This is a genomic window from Enterobacter cloacae complex sp. IR5422 (assembly GCF_049238165.1).
Taxonomy (GTDB): domain Bacteria; phylum Pseudomonadota; class Gammaproteobacteria; order Enterobacterales; family Enterobacteriaceae; genus Enterobacter; species Enterobacter roggenkampii.
The window spans coordinates 1-17192 of sequence record NZ_JBMKHT010000066.1 but is presented as its reverse complement, the minus strand read 5'-3'; the positions used below and the strand labels follow the sequence as shown (position 1 = coordinate 17192).

At 55.5% G+C, this 17192-nt stretch carries 15 protein-coding genes; all 15 read left to right on the top strand.

Annotated features, from left to right (window positions below; translation table 11 throughout):
* Positions 1–1081: colanic acid polymerase WcaD (gene wcaD, locus ACOTXT_RS20950; RefSeq protein WP_421625434.1), on the top strand; the 1081-nt coding region annotated here is incomplete at its 5' end.
* Positions 1082–1097: 16 nt separating this feature from the next.
* Complete coding sequence (gene wcaE / locus ACOTXT_RS20945; RefSeq protein ID WP_008499420.1) at positions 1098–1844, top strand: colanic acid biosynthesis glycosyltransferase WcaE; 747 nt, start codon at positions 1098–1100, stop codon at positions 1842–1844.
* Between the two features lie 15 nt (positions 1845–1859).
* Positions 1860–2408 carry a colanic acid biosynthesis acetyltransferase WcaF gene (gene wcaF / locus ACOTXT_RS20940; RefSeq protein ID WP_008499422.1) on the top strand — a complete coding sequence of 183 codons (549 nt, stop codon included), beginning with the start codon at positions 1860–1862 and terminating at the stop codon, positions 2406–2408.
* Between the two features lie 24 nt (positions 2409–2432).
* Positions 2433–3554 carry a GDP-mannose 4,6-dehydratase gene (gene gmd, locus ACOTXT_RS20935; protein ID WP_003863514.1) on the top strand — a complete coding sequence of 374 codons (1122 nt, stop codon included), beginning with the start codon at positions 2433–2435 and terminating at the stop codon, positions 3552–3554.
* Positions 3555–3556: 2 nt separating this feature from the next.
* Complete coding sequence (gene fcl / locus ACOTXT_RS20930) at positions 3557–4522, top strand: GDP-L-fucose synthase (protein WP_013097874.1); 966 nt, start codon at positions 3557–3559, stop codon at positions 4520–4522.
* A gap of 2 nt (positions 4523–4524) precedes the next feature.
* A complete protein-coding gene (locus ACOTXT_RS20925; RefSeq protein ID WP_008499425.1) occupies positions 4525–5004 on the top strand; it encodes a GDP-mannose mannosyl hydrolase in 480 nt (159 codons plus the stop codon).
* Positions 5001–6224, top strand: a complete 1224-nt coding sequence (wcaI, locus tag ACOTXT_RS20920; RefSeq protein ID WP_032652672.1) for a colanic acid biosynthesis fucosyltransferase WcaI — start codon at positions 5001–5003, stop codon at positions 6222–6224. Before ACOTXT_RS20925 ends, wcaI begins: the two co-directional genes overlap by 4 nt.
* A 3-nt stretch (positions 6225–6227) precedes the next feature.
* Positions 6228–7664, top strand: coding sequence for a mannose-1-phosphate guanyltransferase (gene cpsB / locus ACOTXT_RS20915; protein ID WP_021241455.1), 1437 nt, complete (start codon positions 6228–6230; stop codon positions 7662–7664).
* A 111-nt stretch (positions 7665–7775) separates the two neighbouring features.
* Positions 7776–9146 (top strand): colanic acid biosynthesis phosphomannomutase CpsG, encoded by a 1371-nt coding sequence (cpsG, locus tag ACOTXT_RS20910; RefSeq protein ID WP_032622651.1) that lies wholly within the window; start codon positions 7776–7778, stop codon positions 9144–9146.
* A 46-nt stretch (positions 9147–9192) separates the two neighbouring features.
* On the top strand, positions 9193–10587 hold the full coding sequence (wcaJ, locus tag ACOTXT_RS20905) for an undecaprenyl-phosphate glucose phosphotransferase (RefSeq protein WP_008499429.1): 1395 nt from the start codon (positions 9193–9195) through the stop codon (positions 10585–10587).
* Between the two features lies 1 nt (position 10588).
* Positions 10589–12067 carry a colanic acid undecaprenyl disphosphate flippase WzxC gene (wzxC, locus tag ACOTXT_RS20900; RefSeq protein ID WP_106105664.1) on the top strand — a complete coding sequence of 493 codons (1479 nt, stop codon included), beginning with the start codon at positions 10589–10591 and terminating at the stop codon, positions 12065–12067.
* A gap of 17 nt (positions 12068–12084) precedes the next feature.
* A complete protein-coding gene (gene wcaK / locus ACOTXT_RS20895; protein ID WP_070533830.1) occupies positions 12085–13365 on the top strand; it encodes a colanic acid biosynthesis pyruvyl transferase WcaK in 1281 nt (426 codons plus the stop codon).
* Positions 13362–14582, top strand: coding sequence for a colanic acid biosynthesis glycosyltransferase WcaL (gene wcaL / locus ACOTXT_RS20890; RefSeq protein ID WP_106105665.1), 1221 nt, complete (start codon positions 13362–13364; stop codon positions 14580–14582). The genes wcaK and wcaL overlap by 4 nt, the downstream gene beginning before the upstream one ends.
* A 12-nt stretch (positions 14583–14594) precedes the next feature.
* Positions 14595–15986 (top strand): colanic acid biosynthesis protein WcaM, encoded by a 1392-nt coding sequence (gene wcaM / locus ACOTXT_RS20885; RefSeq protein WP_025913270.1) that lies wholly within the window; start codon positions 14595–14597, stop codon positions 15984–15986.
* Positions 15987–16162: 176 nt separating this feature from the next.
* On the top strand, positions 16163–17056 hold the full coding sequence (galF, locus tag ACOTXT_RS20880; protein ID WP_023293854.1) for a GalU regulator GalF: 894 nt from the start codon (positions 16163–16165) through the stop codon (positions 17054–17056).
* Positions 17057–17192: the final 136 nt, after the last annotated feature.

Genomic DNA, 17192 nt, shown 5'->3' with positions numbered 1-17192 from the left:
GGGCCAAAATCAGCCACGAAGAGACGATTTTGGGCTGAAAATTGGAAAATTGAGCCACAGGACGTCGATAAAGGACGGTTTGGGGCGTCATATCGGGAGCTGCGGACCACTTAATCGCAACTTCCTTTATATTGTCATTATTATCGGCATGGTCTGGAGTATTCGCTTTAAAACGATTTCTCCGCACAATTATCGGAAAATCCTCAGGTTCTTTTATATTGCCGTTGCGTTAATTGTTATGCTTGCTGCTATGGAGATGGCGCAAATTATTCTTACCGGCGGCAGCAGCCTGATGGAGATAATTTCGAAATATCTCATTTACAGCAACAGCTATGTATTGAACTTCATCAAGTTCGGCGGGAAGCGTACCACGGCCCTCTATTTTGAACCGGCGTTTTTCGCTTTGGCGTTAATCTCAATTTGGCTCAGCATCAAACAGTTTGGTATCAAAACGCCTAAGACCGATGCTATGATTCTTGCAGGAATCGTTCTGTCTGGATCGTTCTCAGGGGTAATGACATTTATCCTGTTTTACCTGCTGGAATGGGCGTTTCAGTACCTGAACAAAGATGCGATTAAGAAAAAACTGCCGCTGGCGATTATCTCTCTGACGGTATTTATGGTGGGCGTGATATTTGCCTTCCCCTACATCTCAGAACGTCTGGGTGATTTGGGAACGGAAGGGTCCTCGTCCTATTATCGCATCATTGGACCACTGGTGATGGTGGGTTATTCCTTAACCCATATTGATGGTGTAGTAAGATTCGGCTCACTTTACGAATATGTTGCATCATTCGGAATCTTTAACGGTGCGGATGTCGGTAAAACCATAGACAATGGTCTGTATCTGTTAATTATTTATTTTTCGTGGTTCGCCGTACTGTTGACGCTGTGGTATCTGTTTAAAGTTTTCAAAATGATGATTAACGCGTTTGGTGATAACCAGAACTTTCGCGTGCAACTTTATCTATTTACGCCGGTGTCGCTGTTTTTTACCGGGTCAATATTTAGCCCGGAATATGCTTTCTTGATTGTCTGTCCGTTTATTCTGCGCAAAGCGCTTAATATTACGCACGTATGACGAAATGAGGTGATTTATGTTTCTTAGCGTCATTACTGTCGCTTTTCGTAATTACGAAGGGGTGGTAAAAACCTGGCGCTCGCTGCGCAACCTGGCGCGCGATCCAAGCCTCACCTTTGAGTGGATTGTGGTCGACGGCGGCTCGAACGATGGCACGGCAGAGTTTCTGGAAAAACTCAACGGTGAGTTCAACTTACGCTACATCAGCGAGAAAGATAAAGGCATCTACGATGCAATGAACAAAGGCATTAACATGGCGCAAGGCCGTTATGCCATCTTTCTGAATTCAGGTGATATCTTCCATGACGACGTGGCGCTGTTTGCCCGCCAGCTGGCGCGCCAGAAAGAGGACGCCATGTATATTGGCGATGCGCTGCTTGATTTTGGCGACGGACATAAAGTGTGCCGCAGCGCGAAGCCGGGCTGGTATATCTACCACAGCTTACCGGCCAGCCATCAGGCCATTTTCTTCCCGGTAAAAGGTCTGAAAAAACAGCCTTACGATTTGCAGTATAAAGTGTCATCCGATTATGCACTGGCAGCCAGTCTGTATAAGTCAGGTTACCCGTTCCGCCGAATTAAAGGGCTGGTATCTGAGTTTTCAATGGGTGGTGTGTCAACCTCGAATAATCTGGAGTTGTGCCAGGATGCCAAAAACGTGCAGCGTAAAATATTACGCGTGCCTGGGTTCTGGGCGGAATTATCTTATTTTTTACGCGTGCGCACCACGAGTAAAACGAAAGCCTTATATAACAAAGCCTGAATATAAGGAAACGTAATGCAGGATCTGAACGGTTTCTCCGTACCGAAAGGTTTTCGGGGGGCGGGCGGTATTAAAGTGCAGCTATGGTGGGCGGTTCAGGCCACCTTATTTGCCTGGTCACCGCAAATACTGTACCGCTGGCGAGCATTTTTATTGCGTCTGTTTGGCGCAAAAATAGGAAAAAACGTAGTCATTCGTCCTTCGGTGAAAATTACCTATCCCTGGAAATTAACGCTTGGGGATTACGCCTGGGTAGGGGATGACGCGGTGTTATATACCCTGGGCGAGATTACGATTGGCGCGAATTCGGTGGTTTCACAGAAATGTTATTTGTGCACCGGCAGCCACGACTTTATGAGTCAGCATTTTGATATTACCGCTTCGCCTATTGTGATTGGTGAAAAATGCTGGCTGGCAACGGATGTTTTTGTTGCACCGGGTGTTTCTGTTGGCGATGGCACGGTAGTCGGTGCCCGCAGCAGCGTTTTTAAATCGCTACCGGCAAATAAAATTTGTCGTGGCAACCCCGCAGTGGTGATACGCGAACGCGTTGAAACTGATTAAATTCATAAGTAGAGGAATATAAACATGTCTAAAGTCGCTCTCATCACCGGCGTTACCGGGCAGGATGGTTCTTACCTGGCAGAGTTACTGCTGGAAAAGGGTTACGAAGTACACGGTATTAAACGTCGTGCGTCTTCATTTAACACCGAACGTGTCGATCATATTTATCAGGATCCTCACGCGGCGAACCCGAAATTCCACCTGCACTACGGCGACCTGACCGATACCTCCAACCTGACCCGTATCCTGCAGGAAGTGCAGCCGGATGAAGTGTACAACCTGGGCGCGATGAGCCACGTTGCGGTCTCCTTCGAGTCTCCGGAATACACCGCTGACGTGGACGCCATGGGTACCCTGCGTCTGCTGGAGGCGATCCGCTTCCTGGGTCTTGAGAAGAAAACCCGTTTCTACCAGGCATCCACCTCTGAGCTGTACGGCCTGGTGCAGGAAATCCCACAGAAAGAGACCACGCCGTTCTACCCACGTTCTCCGTATGCGGTAGCGAAACTGTACGCCTACTGGATCACCGTGAACTACCGTGAATCCTACGGCATGTACGCCTGTAACGGCATTCTGTTCAACCACGAATCTCCACGTCGCGGCGAAACCTTCGTAACCCGCAAAATCACCCGCGCTATCGCCAACATCGCGCAGGGTCTGGAATCGTGCCTGCACCTCGGCAACATGGACTCCCTGCGTGACTGGGGCCATGCCAAAGACTACGTGAAAATGCAGTGGATGATGCTGCAGCAGGAACAGCCAGAAGACTTCGTGATCGCCACCGGCGTGCAGTACTCCGTTCGTCAGTTCGTCGAAATGGCTGCCGCTCAATTGGGCATCAAGCTGCGCTTCGAAGGCACCGGCGTAGAAGAGAAGGGCATCGTGGTTTCCGTGACCGGCCATGACGCACCGGGCGTGAAGCCAGGCGACGTGATTGTGCAGGTTGACCCACGCTACTTCCGTCCTGCTGAAGTGGAAACCCTGCTGGGTGACCCAACCAAAGCGCACGAGAAGCTGGGCTGGAAACCAGAAACCACTCTGCAGGAGATGGTTTCCGAGATGGTAGCCAAAGATCTTGAAGCAGCGAAAAAACACTCCCTGCTCAAATCTCATGGCTACGAGGTTGCCATCGCGCTGGAGTCCTGAGAATGACAAAACAACGTATTTTTGTCGCCGGTCATCGCGGAATGGTGGGTTCCGCGATTGTTCGCCAGCTCGAACAGCGCGGTGACGTCGAAGTGGTTGTCCGCACGCGCGACGAGCTGAACCTGCTCGACAGCCGTGCTGTACAGGACTTCTTTGCAAACGAACGTATTGACCAGGTGTATCTGGCGGCGGCGAAGGTGGGCGGCATTGTTGCCAACAACACCTACCCGGCGGATTTCATCTACGAAAACATGATGATTGAGAGCAACATCATTCACGCGGCGCATCTGCACAACGTGAACAAGCTGCTGTTCCTCGGCTCATCCTGTATTTACCCGAAAATGGCAAAACAGCCGATCGCTGAAAGCGAGCTGCTGCAGGGCACGCTTGAAGCCACCAACGAGCCGTACGCGATTGCCAAAATTGCCGGGATCAAGCTGTGCGAGTCCTACAACCGTCAGTACAACCGAGACTATCGCTCGGTGATGCCGACCAACCTGTACGGACCGCACGACAACTTCCACCCGAGCAATTCGCACGTGATCCCGGCGCTGCTGCGCCGCTTCCACGAGGCGACCGCCGAGAACGCGCCGGATGTGGTGGTGTGGGGCAGCGGTACGCCGATGCGCGAATTCCTGCACGTGGACGACATGGCTGCGGCCAGCATTCACGTGATGGAGCTGGATCGCGAGGTGTGGCAGGAGAACACCGAGCCGATGCTGTCGCACATCAACGTGGGCACCGGCGTGGACTGCACCATTCGCGAGCTGGCGCAGACCATCGCGCAGGTGGTGGGCTACAAAGGCCGCGTGGTGTTTGACGCCACGAAACCGGACGGCACGCCGCGCAAACTGCTGGACGTGACCCGTCTGCATCAGCTGGGCTGGTATCACGAGGTGTCACTGGAGCAGGGGCTGGCCAGCACCTATCAGTGGTTCCTGGAAAACCAGCACCGCTTCCGGGGGTAACGATGTTTTTAAGTCAGGAAGATTTTGCCACGGTAGTGCGTTCCACTCCGCTCATCTCAATTGATTTGATCGTGGAGAACGAACGCGGCGAGTTCTTGCTGGGGAAACGAACCAACCGTCCTGCACAGGGCTTCTGGTTCGTGCCCGGCGGGCGCGTGCAAAAGGATGAGACGCTGACCGATGCGTTTGAGCGTCTCACTCTGGCGGAACTGGGCCTGCAGTTGCCGATGGCAGCGGGCCAGTTTTACGGGGTCTGGCAGCACTTCTATGACGATAACTTTTCGGGTACCGGGTTCTCCACACACTACATCGTGCTGGGGTTCCGCCTGAAGGTGAGTGAGGCAGACCTGCGTCTGCCTGATTCTCAGCATGACGACTACCGCTGGCAGACGCCAGAGGCGCTGCTGGCGAGCGACAATGTGCATGACAACAGCCGTGCCTATTTCCTCGCTGAACGTCAGTCCGGGGTGCCGGGCTTATGAAGATCCTCGTATACGGAATCAACTACTCGCCGGAATTAACCGGCATCGGAAAATACACCGGCGAGATGGTCGAGTGGATGGCGAGCCAGGGACATGACGTGCGGGTTATTACCGCGCCGCCGTACTACCCGGAGTGGAAAGTGGGGGAGCGCTACTCAAGCTGGCGCTACCGTCGCGAAGAGGGTGCAGCGACCGTCTGGCGCTGCCCGCTGTATGTGCCTAAGCAGCCCTCGACGCTGAAGCGCTTGATTCATCTCGGCAGCTTTGCCCTGAGCAGCTTCTTCCCGCTGATGGCGCAGCGTCGCTGGAAGCCGGATCGCATTATCGGCGTGGTGCCGACGCTGTTTTGCACGCCGGGCATGCGCCTGCTGGGCAAACTCTCCGGTGCGCGCACCCTGCTGCACATTCAGGATTATGAAGTGGACGCCATGCTGGGCCTGGGGATGGCAGGCAAAAGCAAAGGCGGCAAGGTGGCGAAGCTCGCCAGCGCGTTTGAGCGCAGTGGCTTACACAACGTGGACTACGTCTCAACGATCTCGCGCTCCATGATGAACAAAGCGCAGGAGAAAGGTGTCCCGGCGGAGAAGGTGATCTTCTTCCCGAACTGGTCCGAAGTGGCGCGTTTTCGCGACGTGACTGAGCAAGATGCTCAGGCGCTGCGCGCGCAGCTCGGTTTGCCTGAAGATCAAAAAATCATTCTTTACTCAGGCAATATCGGCGAAAAGCAGGGGCTGGAGAGCGTGATCGAGGCGGCTCAACTGCTGAACGAACATCCATGGATGTTTGTGATTGTCGGGCAGGGCGGTGGAAAAGCGCGGCTGGAAAAAATGGTAAGCGTTCGCGGCCTGACCAACGTGAAATTCTTCCCGCTTCAGTCTTACGAGGCATTGCCTGCGCTGCTGAAGATGGGCGACTGCCATCTGGTGGTGCAAAAGCGCGGCGCGGCGGATGCGGTGCTGCCGTCCAAGCTGACCAACATTCTGGCCGTGGGCGGTAACGCGGTGATTACGGCCGAAGCCGAAACTGAATTAGGCCAGCTGTGTGACAGCTATCCGGGGATTGCGGTGTGCGTAGAGCCGGAATCGGTTCCGGCGCTGGTCACCGGCATTGAACAGGCACTTGCCATGCCAAAAGTGAACACGGTGGCACGTGAATATGCCGAACGCACGCTCGAGAAAGAGAACGTGCTGAGCCAATTTATTGCAGATATACGGGGATAAATCATGAGTCAAACCACTTTGTATCCGGTTGTGATGGCTGGTGGCTCTGGTAGCCGGTTGTGGCCGCTGTCCCGCGTGCTCTATCCAAAACAGTTCCTCTGCCTGAAAGGGGATCTCACCATGCTGCAGACGACGGTAAACCGTCTCCACGGCGTGGAGTGTGAAAGCCCGGTGGTGATCTGTAACGAACAGCACCGCTTTATTGTTGCCGAGCAGCTGCGCCAGCTGAACAAACTCACAGAAAATATCATCCTGGAGCCTGCCGGACGCAATACCGCACCGGCTATCGCCCTGGCGGCGCTGGCGGCAAAACGCAGCAGCCCGGACTGTGACCCGCTGATGCTGGTGCTGGCGGCAGACCACGTGATCCAGCAGGAAGAGGCCTTCCGCGACGCGGTGCGTGCTGCCATTCCTTACGCTGAGAGCGGCAAGCTGGTGACCTTCGGCATCGTGCCGGATCTGCCGGAAACCGGCTACGGTTACATCCGTCGCGGCAACGTGACGCCGGGTGAAGGCGACAGCGTGGCGTTTGACGTGGCGCAGTTCGTTGAAAAACCGAATCTGGAAACCGCGCAGGCGTATGTCGCCAGCGGGGAATATTACTGGAACAGCGGGATGTTCCTGTTCCGCGCCGGACGCTATCTGGAAGAGCTGCGCAAATATCGCCCGGATATTCTGAGCGCCTGCGAGAAAGCGATGGCGGTGGTGGATCCGGATCTCGACTTCATCCGCGTGGATGAAGAGGCCTTCCTCGCCTGTCCGGAAGAATCCATTGACTATGCGGTAATGGAACGCACGGCTGACGCCGTCGTGGTACCGATGGATGCGGGCTGGAGCGATGTTGGATCCTGGTCCTCCCTGTGGGAGATCAGCGCCCATACCCCGGAGGGTAACGTCCATCACGGCGATGTCATTAGCCACAAAACGGAAAACAGCTACGTCTACGCCGAGTCCGGCCTGGTCACCACGGTTGGGGTAAAAGATCTTGTTGTGGTCCAGACCAAAGACGCCGTGCTGATTGCCGACCGTAACGCCGTGCAGGACGTTAAAAAAGTGGTGGAGAAGATCAAGGCGGATGGCCGTCACGAGCACCACATTCATCGCGAAGTCTACCGTCCGTGGGGCAAATATGACTCCATTGACGCCGGTGACCGCTATCAGGTGAAACGCATCACCGTGAAGCCGGGCGAGGGGCTGTCGGTGCAGATGCACCATCACCGCGCCGAGCACTGGGTGGTGGTTGCGGGTACCGCCAAAGTCACCATCGACGGTGAAGTGAAACTGCTGGGCGAAAACGAGTCCATCTATATTCCGCTGGGGGCGACGCACTGTCTGGAGAACCCGGGGAAAATTCCTCTCGACTTAATTGAGGTGCGCTCCGGCTCGTATCTGGAAGAGGACGATATCGTGCGCTTCCAGGACCGCTACGGGCGAGTGTAGCTCTCTGCATCATGCCCGGTGGCGCTGCGCTTACCGGGCCTACGAATGACAAAAAAATTAATTTGGCCATTTAGTGGTCAGGACCGACTGTTGCCTGAAAAAGGGGTCATCATGGATAAATTAACCTGTTTTAAAGCCTACGATATTCGCGGCAAGCTGGGCGAAGAGCTGAATGAAGACATTGCGTGGCGCATTGGCCGCGCGTACGGCGAATACTTAAAACCGCAGACCATCGTGCTGGGCGGTGACGTGCGTCTGACCAGCGAATCCCTCAAGCTGGCGCTGGCGAAAGGGCTGCAGGACGCGGGCGTAGACGTGCTGGACATCGGCCTGTCCGGAACCGAAGAGATTTACTTTGCCACCTTCCACCTGGGCGTGGACGGCGGTATTGAAGTGACGGCCAGCCACAATCCGATGGATTACAACGGCATGAAGCTGGTGCGCAAGGGCGCCCGTCCTATCAGCGGCGACACCGGCCTGCGCGACGTGCAGCGCCTGGCGGAAGCCAACGATTTCCCGCCGGTGAACGAGGCGAAGCGCGGCAGCTACAAAAAAATCAACCTGCAGAAAGAGTACATCGACCACCTGCTGGGCTACATCAACGTGGCAAACCTGAAGCCGCTGAAGCTGGTGATTAACTCCGGCAACGGCGCGGCTGGCCCGGTGGTCGATGCCCTTGAAGCGCGCTTTAAAGCACTGAACGTGCCGGTGACCTTCGTCAAAGTGCACAACACCCCGGACGGCAACTTCCCGAACGGTATTCCTAACCCGCTGCTGCCGGAGTGCCGCGACGACACCCGCAACGCGGTGATTGAACACGGCGCGGACATGGGTATAGCCTTTGACGGCGATTTTGACCGCTGCTTCCTGTTCGACGAGAAAGGGCAGTTCATCGAGGGCTACTACATTGTCGGCCTGCTGGCGGAAGCGTTCCTCGAGAAAAACCCTGGCGCGAAGATCATTCATGACCCGCGCCTCTCCTGGAACACCGTCGACGTGGTGTCTGCCGCAGGCGGCACGCCGGTGATGTCCAAAACCGGTCACGCCTTCATCAAAGAGCGCATGCGCGAAGAAGACGCCATCTACGGCGGCGAGATGAGCGCCCACCACTACTTCCGTGACTTTGCCTACTGCGACAGCGGGATGATCCCGTGGCTGCTGGTGACTGAACTGCTGTGCCTGAAGGGGAAAACCCTGGGCGAGCTGGTGCGCGACCGTATGGCGGCGTTCCCGGCGAGCGGAGAGATCAACAGCAAGCTGGCGCAGCCTGCCGAGGCGATTGCCCGCGTGGAGCAGCACTTTGCCATCCACGCGCTGGAAATTGACCGTACCGACGGTATCAGCATGGCGTTCCCGCAGTGGCGCTTTAACCTGCGCTCGTCCAATACCGAGCCGGTGGTGCGCCTGAACGTGGAGTCCCGCGCTGACACCGCGCTGATGGAAGCCCGAACGAAGGACATTCTGGCGCTGTTGAATCAGTAATAACTGCCCCTCCCGGTGGGAGGGGGAACCGAATACAGGAACAACGATGACGAATCTAAAAAAACGCGAACGAGCGAGAACGAATGCATCGTTAATCTCTATGGTGCAGCGTTTTTCTGATATCACCATCATGGTCGGTGGATTGTGGGCGGTGTGTCGGATCAGCGGGCTGCCGTTCTTATATATGCATCTGCTGATGGCCCTGATTGCGCTGGTCGTGTTTCAAATGATCGGCGGTATGACCGATTTCTACCGCTCGTGGCGCGGCGTCAAAATGACCACTGAACTGATGCTGCTGCTGCAGAACTGGACCCTGAGCCTGATCTTCAGCGCAGGCCTGGTGGCATTTAGCCATGATTTTGATAATCGCCTCGTGACCTATCTGAGCTGGTATCTGTTGACCAGCGTCGGCATGGTGGTGTGCCGTTCCCTGATCCGCTTTGGCGCGGGTTGGCTGCGCAACCGGGGCTATAACCGTCGCTTCGTGGCGGTGGCAGGCGATCTGCCGGTTGGGAAAGTGCTGCTCGACAGCTTCCGCAAAGAGCCGTGGTTAGGCTTTGAAGTGGTCGGGATTTATCACGACGCAAAGCCTGGCGGCGTGCCTGCCGACTGGGCGGGCAACTACGATCAGCTGATTGACGATGCCAAAGCCGGCAAAATTCACAACGTCTACATCGCCATGCAGATGAAAGACGAATCCCGCATTAAGCAGCTGATGCGCGAGCTGGCGGATACCACCTGTTCAGTGATCCTGATCCCGGACGTGTTTACCTTCAACATTCTTCACTCCCGTATTGAAGAGGTGAACGGGGTGCCGGTCGTACCGCTGTACGACACGCCGCTGTCCGGTATTAACCGCGTGCTGAAGCGTCTGGAAGATATCGTGCTCTCTTCGCTGATTTTGCTGCTCATCTCCCCGGTGCTGTGCTGCATTGCCCTCGCGGTGAAGCTGAGCTCGCCAGGACCGGTTATCTTCCGTCAGACCCGCTACGGCATGGACGGTAAGCCGATTATGGTGTGGAAATTCCGCTCCATGAAGGTGATGGAGAACGACAAGGTCGTGACCCAGGCCACGCAGAACGATCCGCGCGTCACCCGCGTGGGGAACTTCTTGCGCCGCACCTCGCTGGACGAGCTGCCGCAGTTTATCAACGTCTTTACCGGCGGGATGTCGATTGTTGGCCCGCGTCCGCACGCGGTGGCGCACAACGAGCAGTACCGCTCGCTGATTGAAGGCTACATGCTGCGCCATAAGGTGAAGCCGGGCATCACCGGCTGGGCGCAAATCAACGGCTGGCGCGGCGAAACCGACACGCTGGAAAAAATGGAAAAACGCATCGAGTTCGATCTGGAGTACATCCGCGAGTGGAGCCTCTGGTTCGATATCAAGATTGTTTTTCTGACCATTTTCAAAGGTTTCGTGAACAAAGCGGCGTACTAAGATGAGCTTACGTGAAAAAACCATCAGCGGCGCCAAGTGGTCAGCGATGGCGACCATCGTCATCATTGGCCTCGGCCTGGTGCAGATGACGGTGCTGGCGCGCATTATCGATAATCACCAGTTCGGCCTGCTGACCGTCTCGCTGGTGATCATTGCGCTGGCCGATACGCTGTCTGACTTTGGTATCGCCAACTCGATTATCCAGCGCAAAGAGATCAGCCATCTTGAGCTGACCACGCTCTACTGGCTGAACGTGGGGCTGGGGATTTTCGTGTTTATGCTGGTGTTCCTGCTGAGCGATACCATCGCCAGCGTGCTGCACAACCCGGATCTCGCCCCGCTGATGCGTACGCTGTCGTTTGCGTTCGTGGTGATCCCCCACGGGCAGCAGTTCCGCGCGCTGATGCAGAAAGAGCTGGAGTTCAATAAGATCGGCATGATCGAGACCAGCGCCGTGCTGGCGGGCTTTACCTTTACCGTCGTGAGCGCCCATTTCTGGCCGCTGGCGATGACCGCCATCCTCGGTTACCTGGTGAACTCTGCCGTGCGCACGCTGCTGTTCGGCTACTTTGGGCGTAAAATTTACCGCCCGGGACTGCATTTCTCTCTTGCGTCCGTCTCGTCCAACCTGCGCTTTGGCGCGTGGCTGACGGCGGACAGCATTATCAACTACGTGAACACCAACCTTTCGACGCTGGTGCTGGCACGTATTCTCGGCGCGAGCGTGGCGGGGGGCTACAACCTGGCCTACAACGTCGCGGTGGTGCCGCCGATGAAGCTGAACCCAATAATCACCCGCGTGCTGTTCCCGGCGTTTGCCAAGATTCAGGACGACACCGAAAAGCTGCGCATTAACTTTTACAAGCTGCTTTCGGTAGTGGGGATCATCAACTTCCCGGTGCTGCTGGGGTTGATGGTGGTGTCCAGCAACTTCGTGCCGCTGGTGTTTGGCGATAAGTGGAACGGCATCATCCCGATCCTGCAGCTGCTGTGCGTGGTGGGGCTGCTGCGCTCCGTGGGAAACCCGATTGGGTCCCTGCTGATGGCAAAAGCGCGCGTGGACATCAGCTTTAAGTTCAACGTATTCAAAACCTTCCTGTTTATTCCGGCAATTATCGTCGGCGGGCACATGGCGGGCGCTATTGGCGTGACGCTGGGCTTCCTGCTGGTGCAGATCGTCAATACCGTCCTGAGCTACTTCATCATGATTAAACCGGTGCTGGGCTCCAGCTACCGTCAGTACATCCTGAGCCTGTGGCTGCCGTTCTATCTCTCATTGCCGACCCTGGCGGTGAGCTACGGCCTGGGCATTATCCTCAGCGGGCATCTGCCGCTGGCCGCGCTGCTGGCGGTGCAGGTTGCCGCGGGTGCGCTGGCCTTCGTCGTGATGATTGTGCTGTCGCGCAATGCGCTGGTCGTTGAGATGAAGCGCCAGTTTTGCCGTAACGAAAAAATGAAAACGCTGCTTCGCGCAGGCTAGTTATTTAAGAGGCCATTATGAAATTATTAATTCTTGGCAACCATACCTGCGGCAACCGTGGCGACAGCGCCATCCTGCGCGGTTTACTGGATGCAATTAACACCCTTAAGCCTGAGACCGAAGTGGACGTGATGAGCCGTTATCCTGTCAGCTCATCCTGGTTACTGAACCGCCCGGTGATGGGCGATCCGCTTTACAGCCAGATGAAACAGCATAACAACGCCGCGGGCGTGATGGGCCGCGTGAAGAAAGTACTGCGTCGTCGCTACCAGCATCAGGTGCTGCTTTCCCGGGTGACCGATACCGGCAAGCTGCGCAACATCGCCATCGCGCAGGGCTTTACCGACTTTGTTCGTCTGCTGTCCGGCTATGACGCCATTATCCAGGTCGGCGGTTCGTTCTTCGTCGATCTCTACGGCGTGCCGCAGTTTGAGCATGCGCTTTGTACGTTCATGGCGAAAAAGCCGCTGTTTATGATTGGCCACAGCGTGGGGCCTTTCCAGGATCCGCAGTTTAACCAGCTGGCGAACTATGTGTTTGGCCACTGCGATGCCCTGATCCTGCGTGAGTCGGTCAGCCTTGACATGATGAAGCGCAGCGAGATTGACACGTCGAAAGTTGAGCACGGCGTGGATACCGCCTGGCTGGTGGATCACCAGGACGACAGCTTCCAGCCGAGCTACGCGGTGCAGCACTGGCTCGACGTTACGGCGAAACAGAAAACCGTCGCGATCACCCTGCGCGAGCTGGCGCCCTTCGATAAACGTTTAGGCACGACGCAGGCGGCGTATGAGCAAGCATTCGCCGACGTGGTGAACCGCGTGCTGGACAGCGGGTACCAGGTGCTGGCGCTGTCCACCTGTACCGGTATCGACAGCTACAACAAAGATGACCGCATGGTGGCGCTCAACCTGCGCAACCTGGTGAACGATCCGTCCCGCTATCACGTGGTGATGGACGAGCTGAACGACCTGGAGATGGGCAAGCTGCTCTCCGCCTGCGACCTGACGGTGGGCACCCGACTGCACTCGGCCATTATCTCCATGAACTTTGGCACGCCGGCCATTGCCATTAACTATGAGCACAAGTCCGCGGGCATTATGCAGCAGCTCGGTATGCCGGAAATGGCCGTTGATATTCGTCATCTGCTGGACGGATCGCTCGGTGCGATGGTGGGCGACACGCTTGGCCAGCTGCCTGCAATCAATGAACGTCTGGCGCTGGCGGTGAAAGCCGAGCGCGAGAAGGGCATTGGGATGGTGAAATCGGTACTTGACCGCGTGCGGGAGGGGAAATGAAGGTTGGTTTCTTCTTACTGAAATTTCCGCTGTCGTCTGAGACCTTTGTTCTGAACCAAATCACCGCGTTTATCGATATGGGATATGACGTGGAGATTATCGCCCTGCAAAAGGGCGATACCCAAAACACCCATGCGGCGTATACCCAGTATGGGCTGGAGGCCAAAACACGCTGGCTGCAGGATGAGCCGTCCGGGAAGCTGAGCAAGCTGCGCCACCGCGCCAGCCAGACCTTACGTGGGATCCATCGCGCGTCGACGTGGCGGGCGTTGAATGTTTCCCGCTATGGGTCGGAATCACGCAATTTAATTCTCTCGGCCATCTGCGGGCAAACGGCGCAGCCGTATCGTGCTGACGTGTTTATCGCCCACTTTGGCCCGGCAGGCGTGACCGCCGCGAAGCTACGCGAACTGGGCGTGATTGACGGTAAAATTGCGACCATTTTCCACGGTATCGACATCTCCAGCCGTGAAGTGCTGAACCATTATACGCCGGAGTACCAGCAGCTTTTCCGCCGCGGCGACATGATGCTGCCCATCAGTGAACTGTGGGCCGGACGCCTGAAAAACATGGGCTGCCCGGCAGAGAAAATTGCCGTGTCGCGCATGGGCGTGGATTTAACGCGCTTTACCCGCCGTCCGGTGAAGGTGCCGGGCAAGCCGCTGCAGATCATCTCCGTCGCGCGTCTGACCGAGAAGAAAGGCCTGCATGTGGCGATTGAAGCCTGCCGCCAGCTGAAAGCGCGCGGGGTGGATTTCCACTACCGCATTCTCGGGATTGGGCCGTGGGAGCGTCGTCTGCGCACGCTTATCGAACAGTATCAGCTGGAAGATGTTGTAGAGATGCCGGGCTTCAAGCCGAGCCACGAGGTCAAGGCCATGCTCGATGAGGCGGACGTGTTCCTGCTGCCCTCCGTAACGGGAGCCGATGGCGATATGGAAGGCATTCCGGTGGCGCTGATGGAGGCAATGGCCGTGGGTATACCGGTGGTCTCGACCCTGCACAGCGGGATCCCGGAGCTGATTAAGTCTGACCATTCCGGCTGGCTGGTGCCGGAGAATAACGCCATGGCGCTCGCCGATCGGTTAGCTGCCTTCAGCGATATCGACCAGCAGGCGCTGGAGCCCGTGCTCCACAATGCCCGACAAAAAGTTGAAGCCGATTTTAACCAGCAGGTGATTAACCGTCAGTTAGCCAGCCTGCTGCAAACGTTGTAACGCCGAGGATGTATGCTGAAAAAGATTACCCGACGCACCTTTGTCTCGTCTCTGTCCGTTCTGGCGGCTACGCCGCTGCTGTCGTCCCGCATTGCGCGGGCGGCGAGCGGAAGAACGGTCTCTGTTAATCAGTACAATAACAACGACTGGATCGCGGCCTTTAAGCAGGCGTTTAATGATGGTGACACAGTCATTGTCCCTGCCGGGCTGACCTGTGAAAACATCAACACGGGTATTTTCATTCCCGACGGTAAAACGCTGCTGATCCGCGGGGCGTTAACCGGCAATGGCCGCGGCCGTTTTGTTCTGCAGGAAGGCAGCAAAGTGATAGGGGAAGGCGAGGGACGGACAGAGAATATCACTCTCGATGTACGTGGCTCCGACTGCGTAATTAAAGGGCTGGCCATGAGCGGTTTTGGTCCTGTGACGCAAATCTACATCGGCGGTAAGAAACCGAGCGTGATGCGCAATCTGGTGATTGATAACATCAGCGTAAGTCAGGCCAATTACGCCATCCTGCGCCAGGGTTTCCATAACCAGGTGGACGGCGCCCGCATCACCAACAGCAAATTTAGCCATCTGCAGGGCGATGCGATCGAATGGAACGTCGCCATCAACGATCGCAATATCCTGATCTCCGATCATGTCATCGACAACATCAACTGCACCAACGGCAAGATCAACTGGGGCATCGGCATTGGCCTTGCCGGGAGCACCTACGACAACGACTACCCGGAAAAGCAAACCGTTAAGAACTTCGTGGTGGCCAACATCACCGGCAGCAACTGTCGCCAGCTGGTGCACGTGGAAAACGGGAAACACTTTGTTATCCGCAATATTAAAGCTAAAAATATCACCCCTGACTTCAGTAAAAAGGCAGGAATAGACAACGCCACGGTGGCCATTTATGGCTGTGATAATTTCATTATTGATAATGTCGACATGGTCAACAGCGCGGGAATGTTAATCGGCTATGGGGTCATAAAAGGCGATTATTTGTCCATCCCGCAGAACTTCAAGCTCAATAATATTCATCTCGATAACCGCCAGCTCGCCTATAAATTGCGCGGAATACAGATTTCATCCGGTAATGCGACGTCGTTTGTGGCGATTACCAATGTGGAAATGCAGCGCGCAACGCTGGAACTGCACAACAAGCCGCAGCATCTTTTCTTACGTAATATCAATGTGATGCAGGAAGCCGCCGTGGGTCCTGCCCTGAAGATCAACTTCGATCTGCGCAAAGATGTACGAGGTAAATTTATGGCGAAAGACGAGACGCTGCTTTCGCTGGCGAACATCAAAGCTGTGAACGAGAAGGGGCAAAGCTCGGTGGATATTGACCGGGTCGACCAGCAGGTGGTGAATGTGGAAAGACTGAACTTTGCGCTGCCGCACAGATAATCGACAATAATCTGTTTTAAGACGATTCCTGGCATATAAGCGCGATCGAATCAGATTACAACTACAGAAATATGTGATGCTAAGGCGTAACATTGCTTCAGGATTACGGCAAATCATGCTGGCGAAAACAGGTTTAAGAGCTATAATTCGTCAACCATTTTAAGGTGGAAGAAATAATGATTAATTTGAAAGCAGTCATTCCGGTAGCAGGCCTGGGCATGCATATGCTGCCCGCCACAAAAGCCATTCCTAAAGAGATGCTGCCGATCGTCGACAAGCCAATGATTCAGTACATTGTCGACGAGATTGTTGCTGCAGGGATCAAAGAAATCGTCCTGGTTACGCACTCATCCAAGAATGCGGTAGAAAACCACTTCGACACCTCTTACGAACTCGAAGCGTTGCTTGAGCAGCGCGTTAAGCGTCAGCTGCTGGCGGAAGTGCAGTCTATTTGTCCGCCGGGCGTGACCATCATGAACGTGCGTCAGGCGCAGCCGCTGGGTCTGGGACACTCTATTCTTTGTGCCCGTCCGGTGGTGGGTGATAACCCGTTCATCGTTGTGCTGCCGGATATCATTATTGATAACGCGTCTGCCGATCCGCTGCGATACAACCTGGCGGCAATGGTGGCACGTTTCAACGAAACGGGCCGTAGCCAGGTGCTGGCGAAGCGCATGAAAGGCGATCTCTCCGAGTACTCCGTAATTCAGACCAAAGAAGCGCTGGAAACTGAAGGGCAGGTGAGCCGCATCGTTGAGTTCATCGAAAAACCGGATCAGCCGCAGACGCTGGATTCTGACCTGATGGCGGTGGGTCGCTATGTTCTGAATGCCGATATCTGGGCGGAACTGGAAAAAACCGAGCCAGGCGCCTGGGATCGTATCCAGCTCACCGATGCGATTGCCGAGCTGGCGAAAAAACAGTCTGTTGACGCGATGCTGATGACCGGCGACAGCTATGACTGCGGTAAGAAAATGGGGTATATGCAGGCGTTCGTAAACTATGGGCTGCGTAACCTGAAGGAAGGGGCGAAGTTCCGTAAAAGAATTGAGAAACTTCTGGAACAGTAAGTCAAATCCTTAAGGAAGGTGCGAATAAGTCCGAGATGTGAGATCATCGTGTTGTAACCTGAACCCAGAATGAGTAACCGGATGAGCCAGCAACTGACTTTTGCCGACAGTGAGTTTTCCAGTAAACGCCGCCAGA

Bases quoted from the DNA above. Each gene is read 5' to 3' on its own strand.
- wcaE (WP_008499420.1), top strand. From the start codon at position 1,098: ATGTTTCTTAGCGTCATTACTGTCGCTTTTCGTAATTACGAAGGGGTG.
- wcaF (WP_008499422.1), top strand. From the start codon at position 1,860: ATGCAGGATCTGAACGGTTTCTCCGTACCGAAAGGTTTTCGGGGGGCG.
- gmd (WP_003863514.1), top strand. From the start codon at position 2,433: ATGTCTAAAGTCGCTCTCATCACCGGCGTTACCGGGCAGGATGGTTCT.
- fcl (WP_013097874.1), top strand. From the start codon at position 3,557: ATGACAAAACAACGTATTTTTGTCGCCGGTCATCGCGGAATGGTGGGT.
- ACOTXT_RS20925 (WP_008499425.1), top strand. From the start codon at position 4,525: ATGTTTTTAAGTCAGGAAGATTTTGCCACGGTAGTGCGTTCCACTCCG.
- wcaI (WP_032652672.1), top strand. From the start codon at position 5,001: ATGAAGATCCTCGTATACGGAATCAACTACTCGCCGGAATTAACCGGC.
- cpsB (WP_021241455.1), top strand. From the start codon at position 6,228: ATGAGTCAAACCACTTTGTATCCGGTTGTGATGGCTGGTGGCTCTGGT.
- cpsG (WP_032622651.1), top strand. From the start codon at position 7,776: ATGGATAAATTAACCTGTTTTAAAGCCTACGATATTCGCGGCAAGCTG.
- wcaJ (WP_008499429.1), top strand. From the start codon at position 9,193: ATGACGAATCTAAAAAAACGCGAACGAGCGAGAACGAATGCATCGTTA.
- wzxC (WP_106105664.1), top strand. From the start codon at position 10,589: ATGAGCTTACGTGAAAAAACCATCAGCGGCGCCAAGTGGTCAGCGATG.
- wcaK (WP_070533830.1), top strand. From the start codon at position 12,085: ATGAAATTATTAATTCTTGGCAACCATACCTGCGGCAACCGTGGCGAC.
- wcaL (WP_106105665.1), top strand. From the start codon at position 13,362: ATGAAGGTTGGTTTCTTCTTACTGAAATTTCCGCTGTCGTCTGAGACC.
- wcaM (WP_025913270.1), top strand. From the start codon at position 14,595: ATGCTGAAAAAGATTACCCGACGCACCTTTGTCTCGTCTCTGTCCGTT.
- galF (WP_023293854.1), top strand. From the start codon at position 16,163: ATGATTAATTTGAAAGCAGTCATTCCGGTAGCAGGCCTGGGCATGCAT.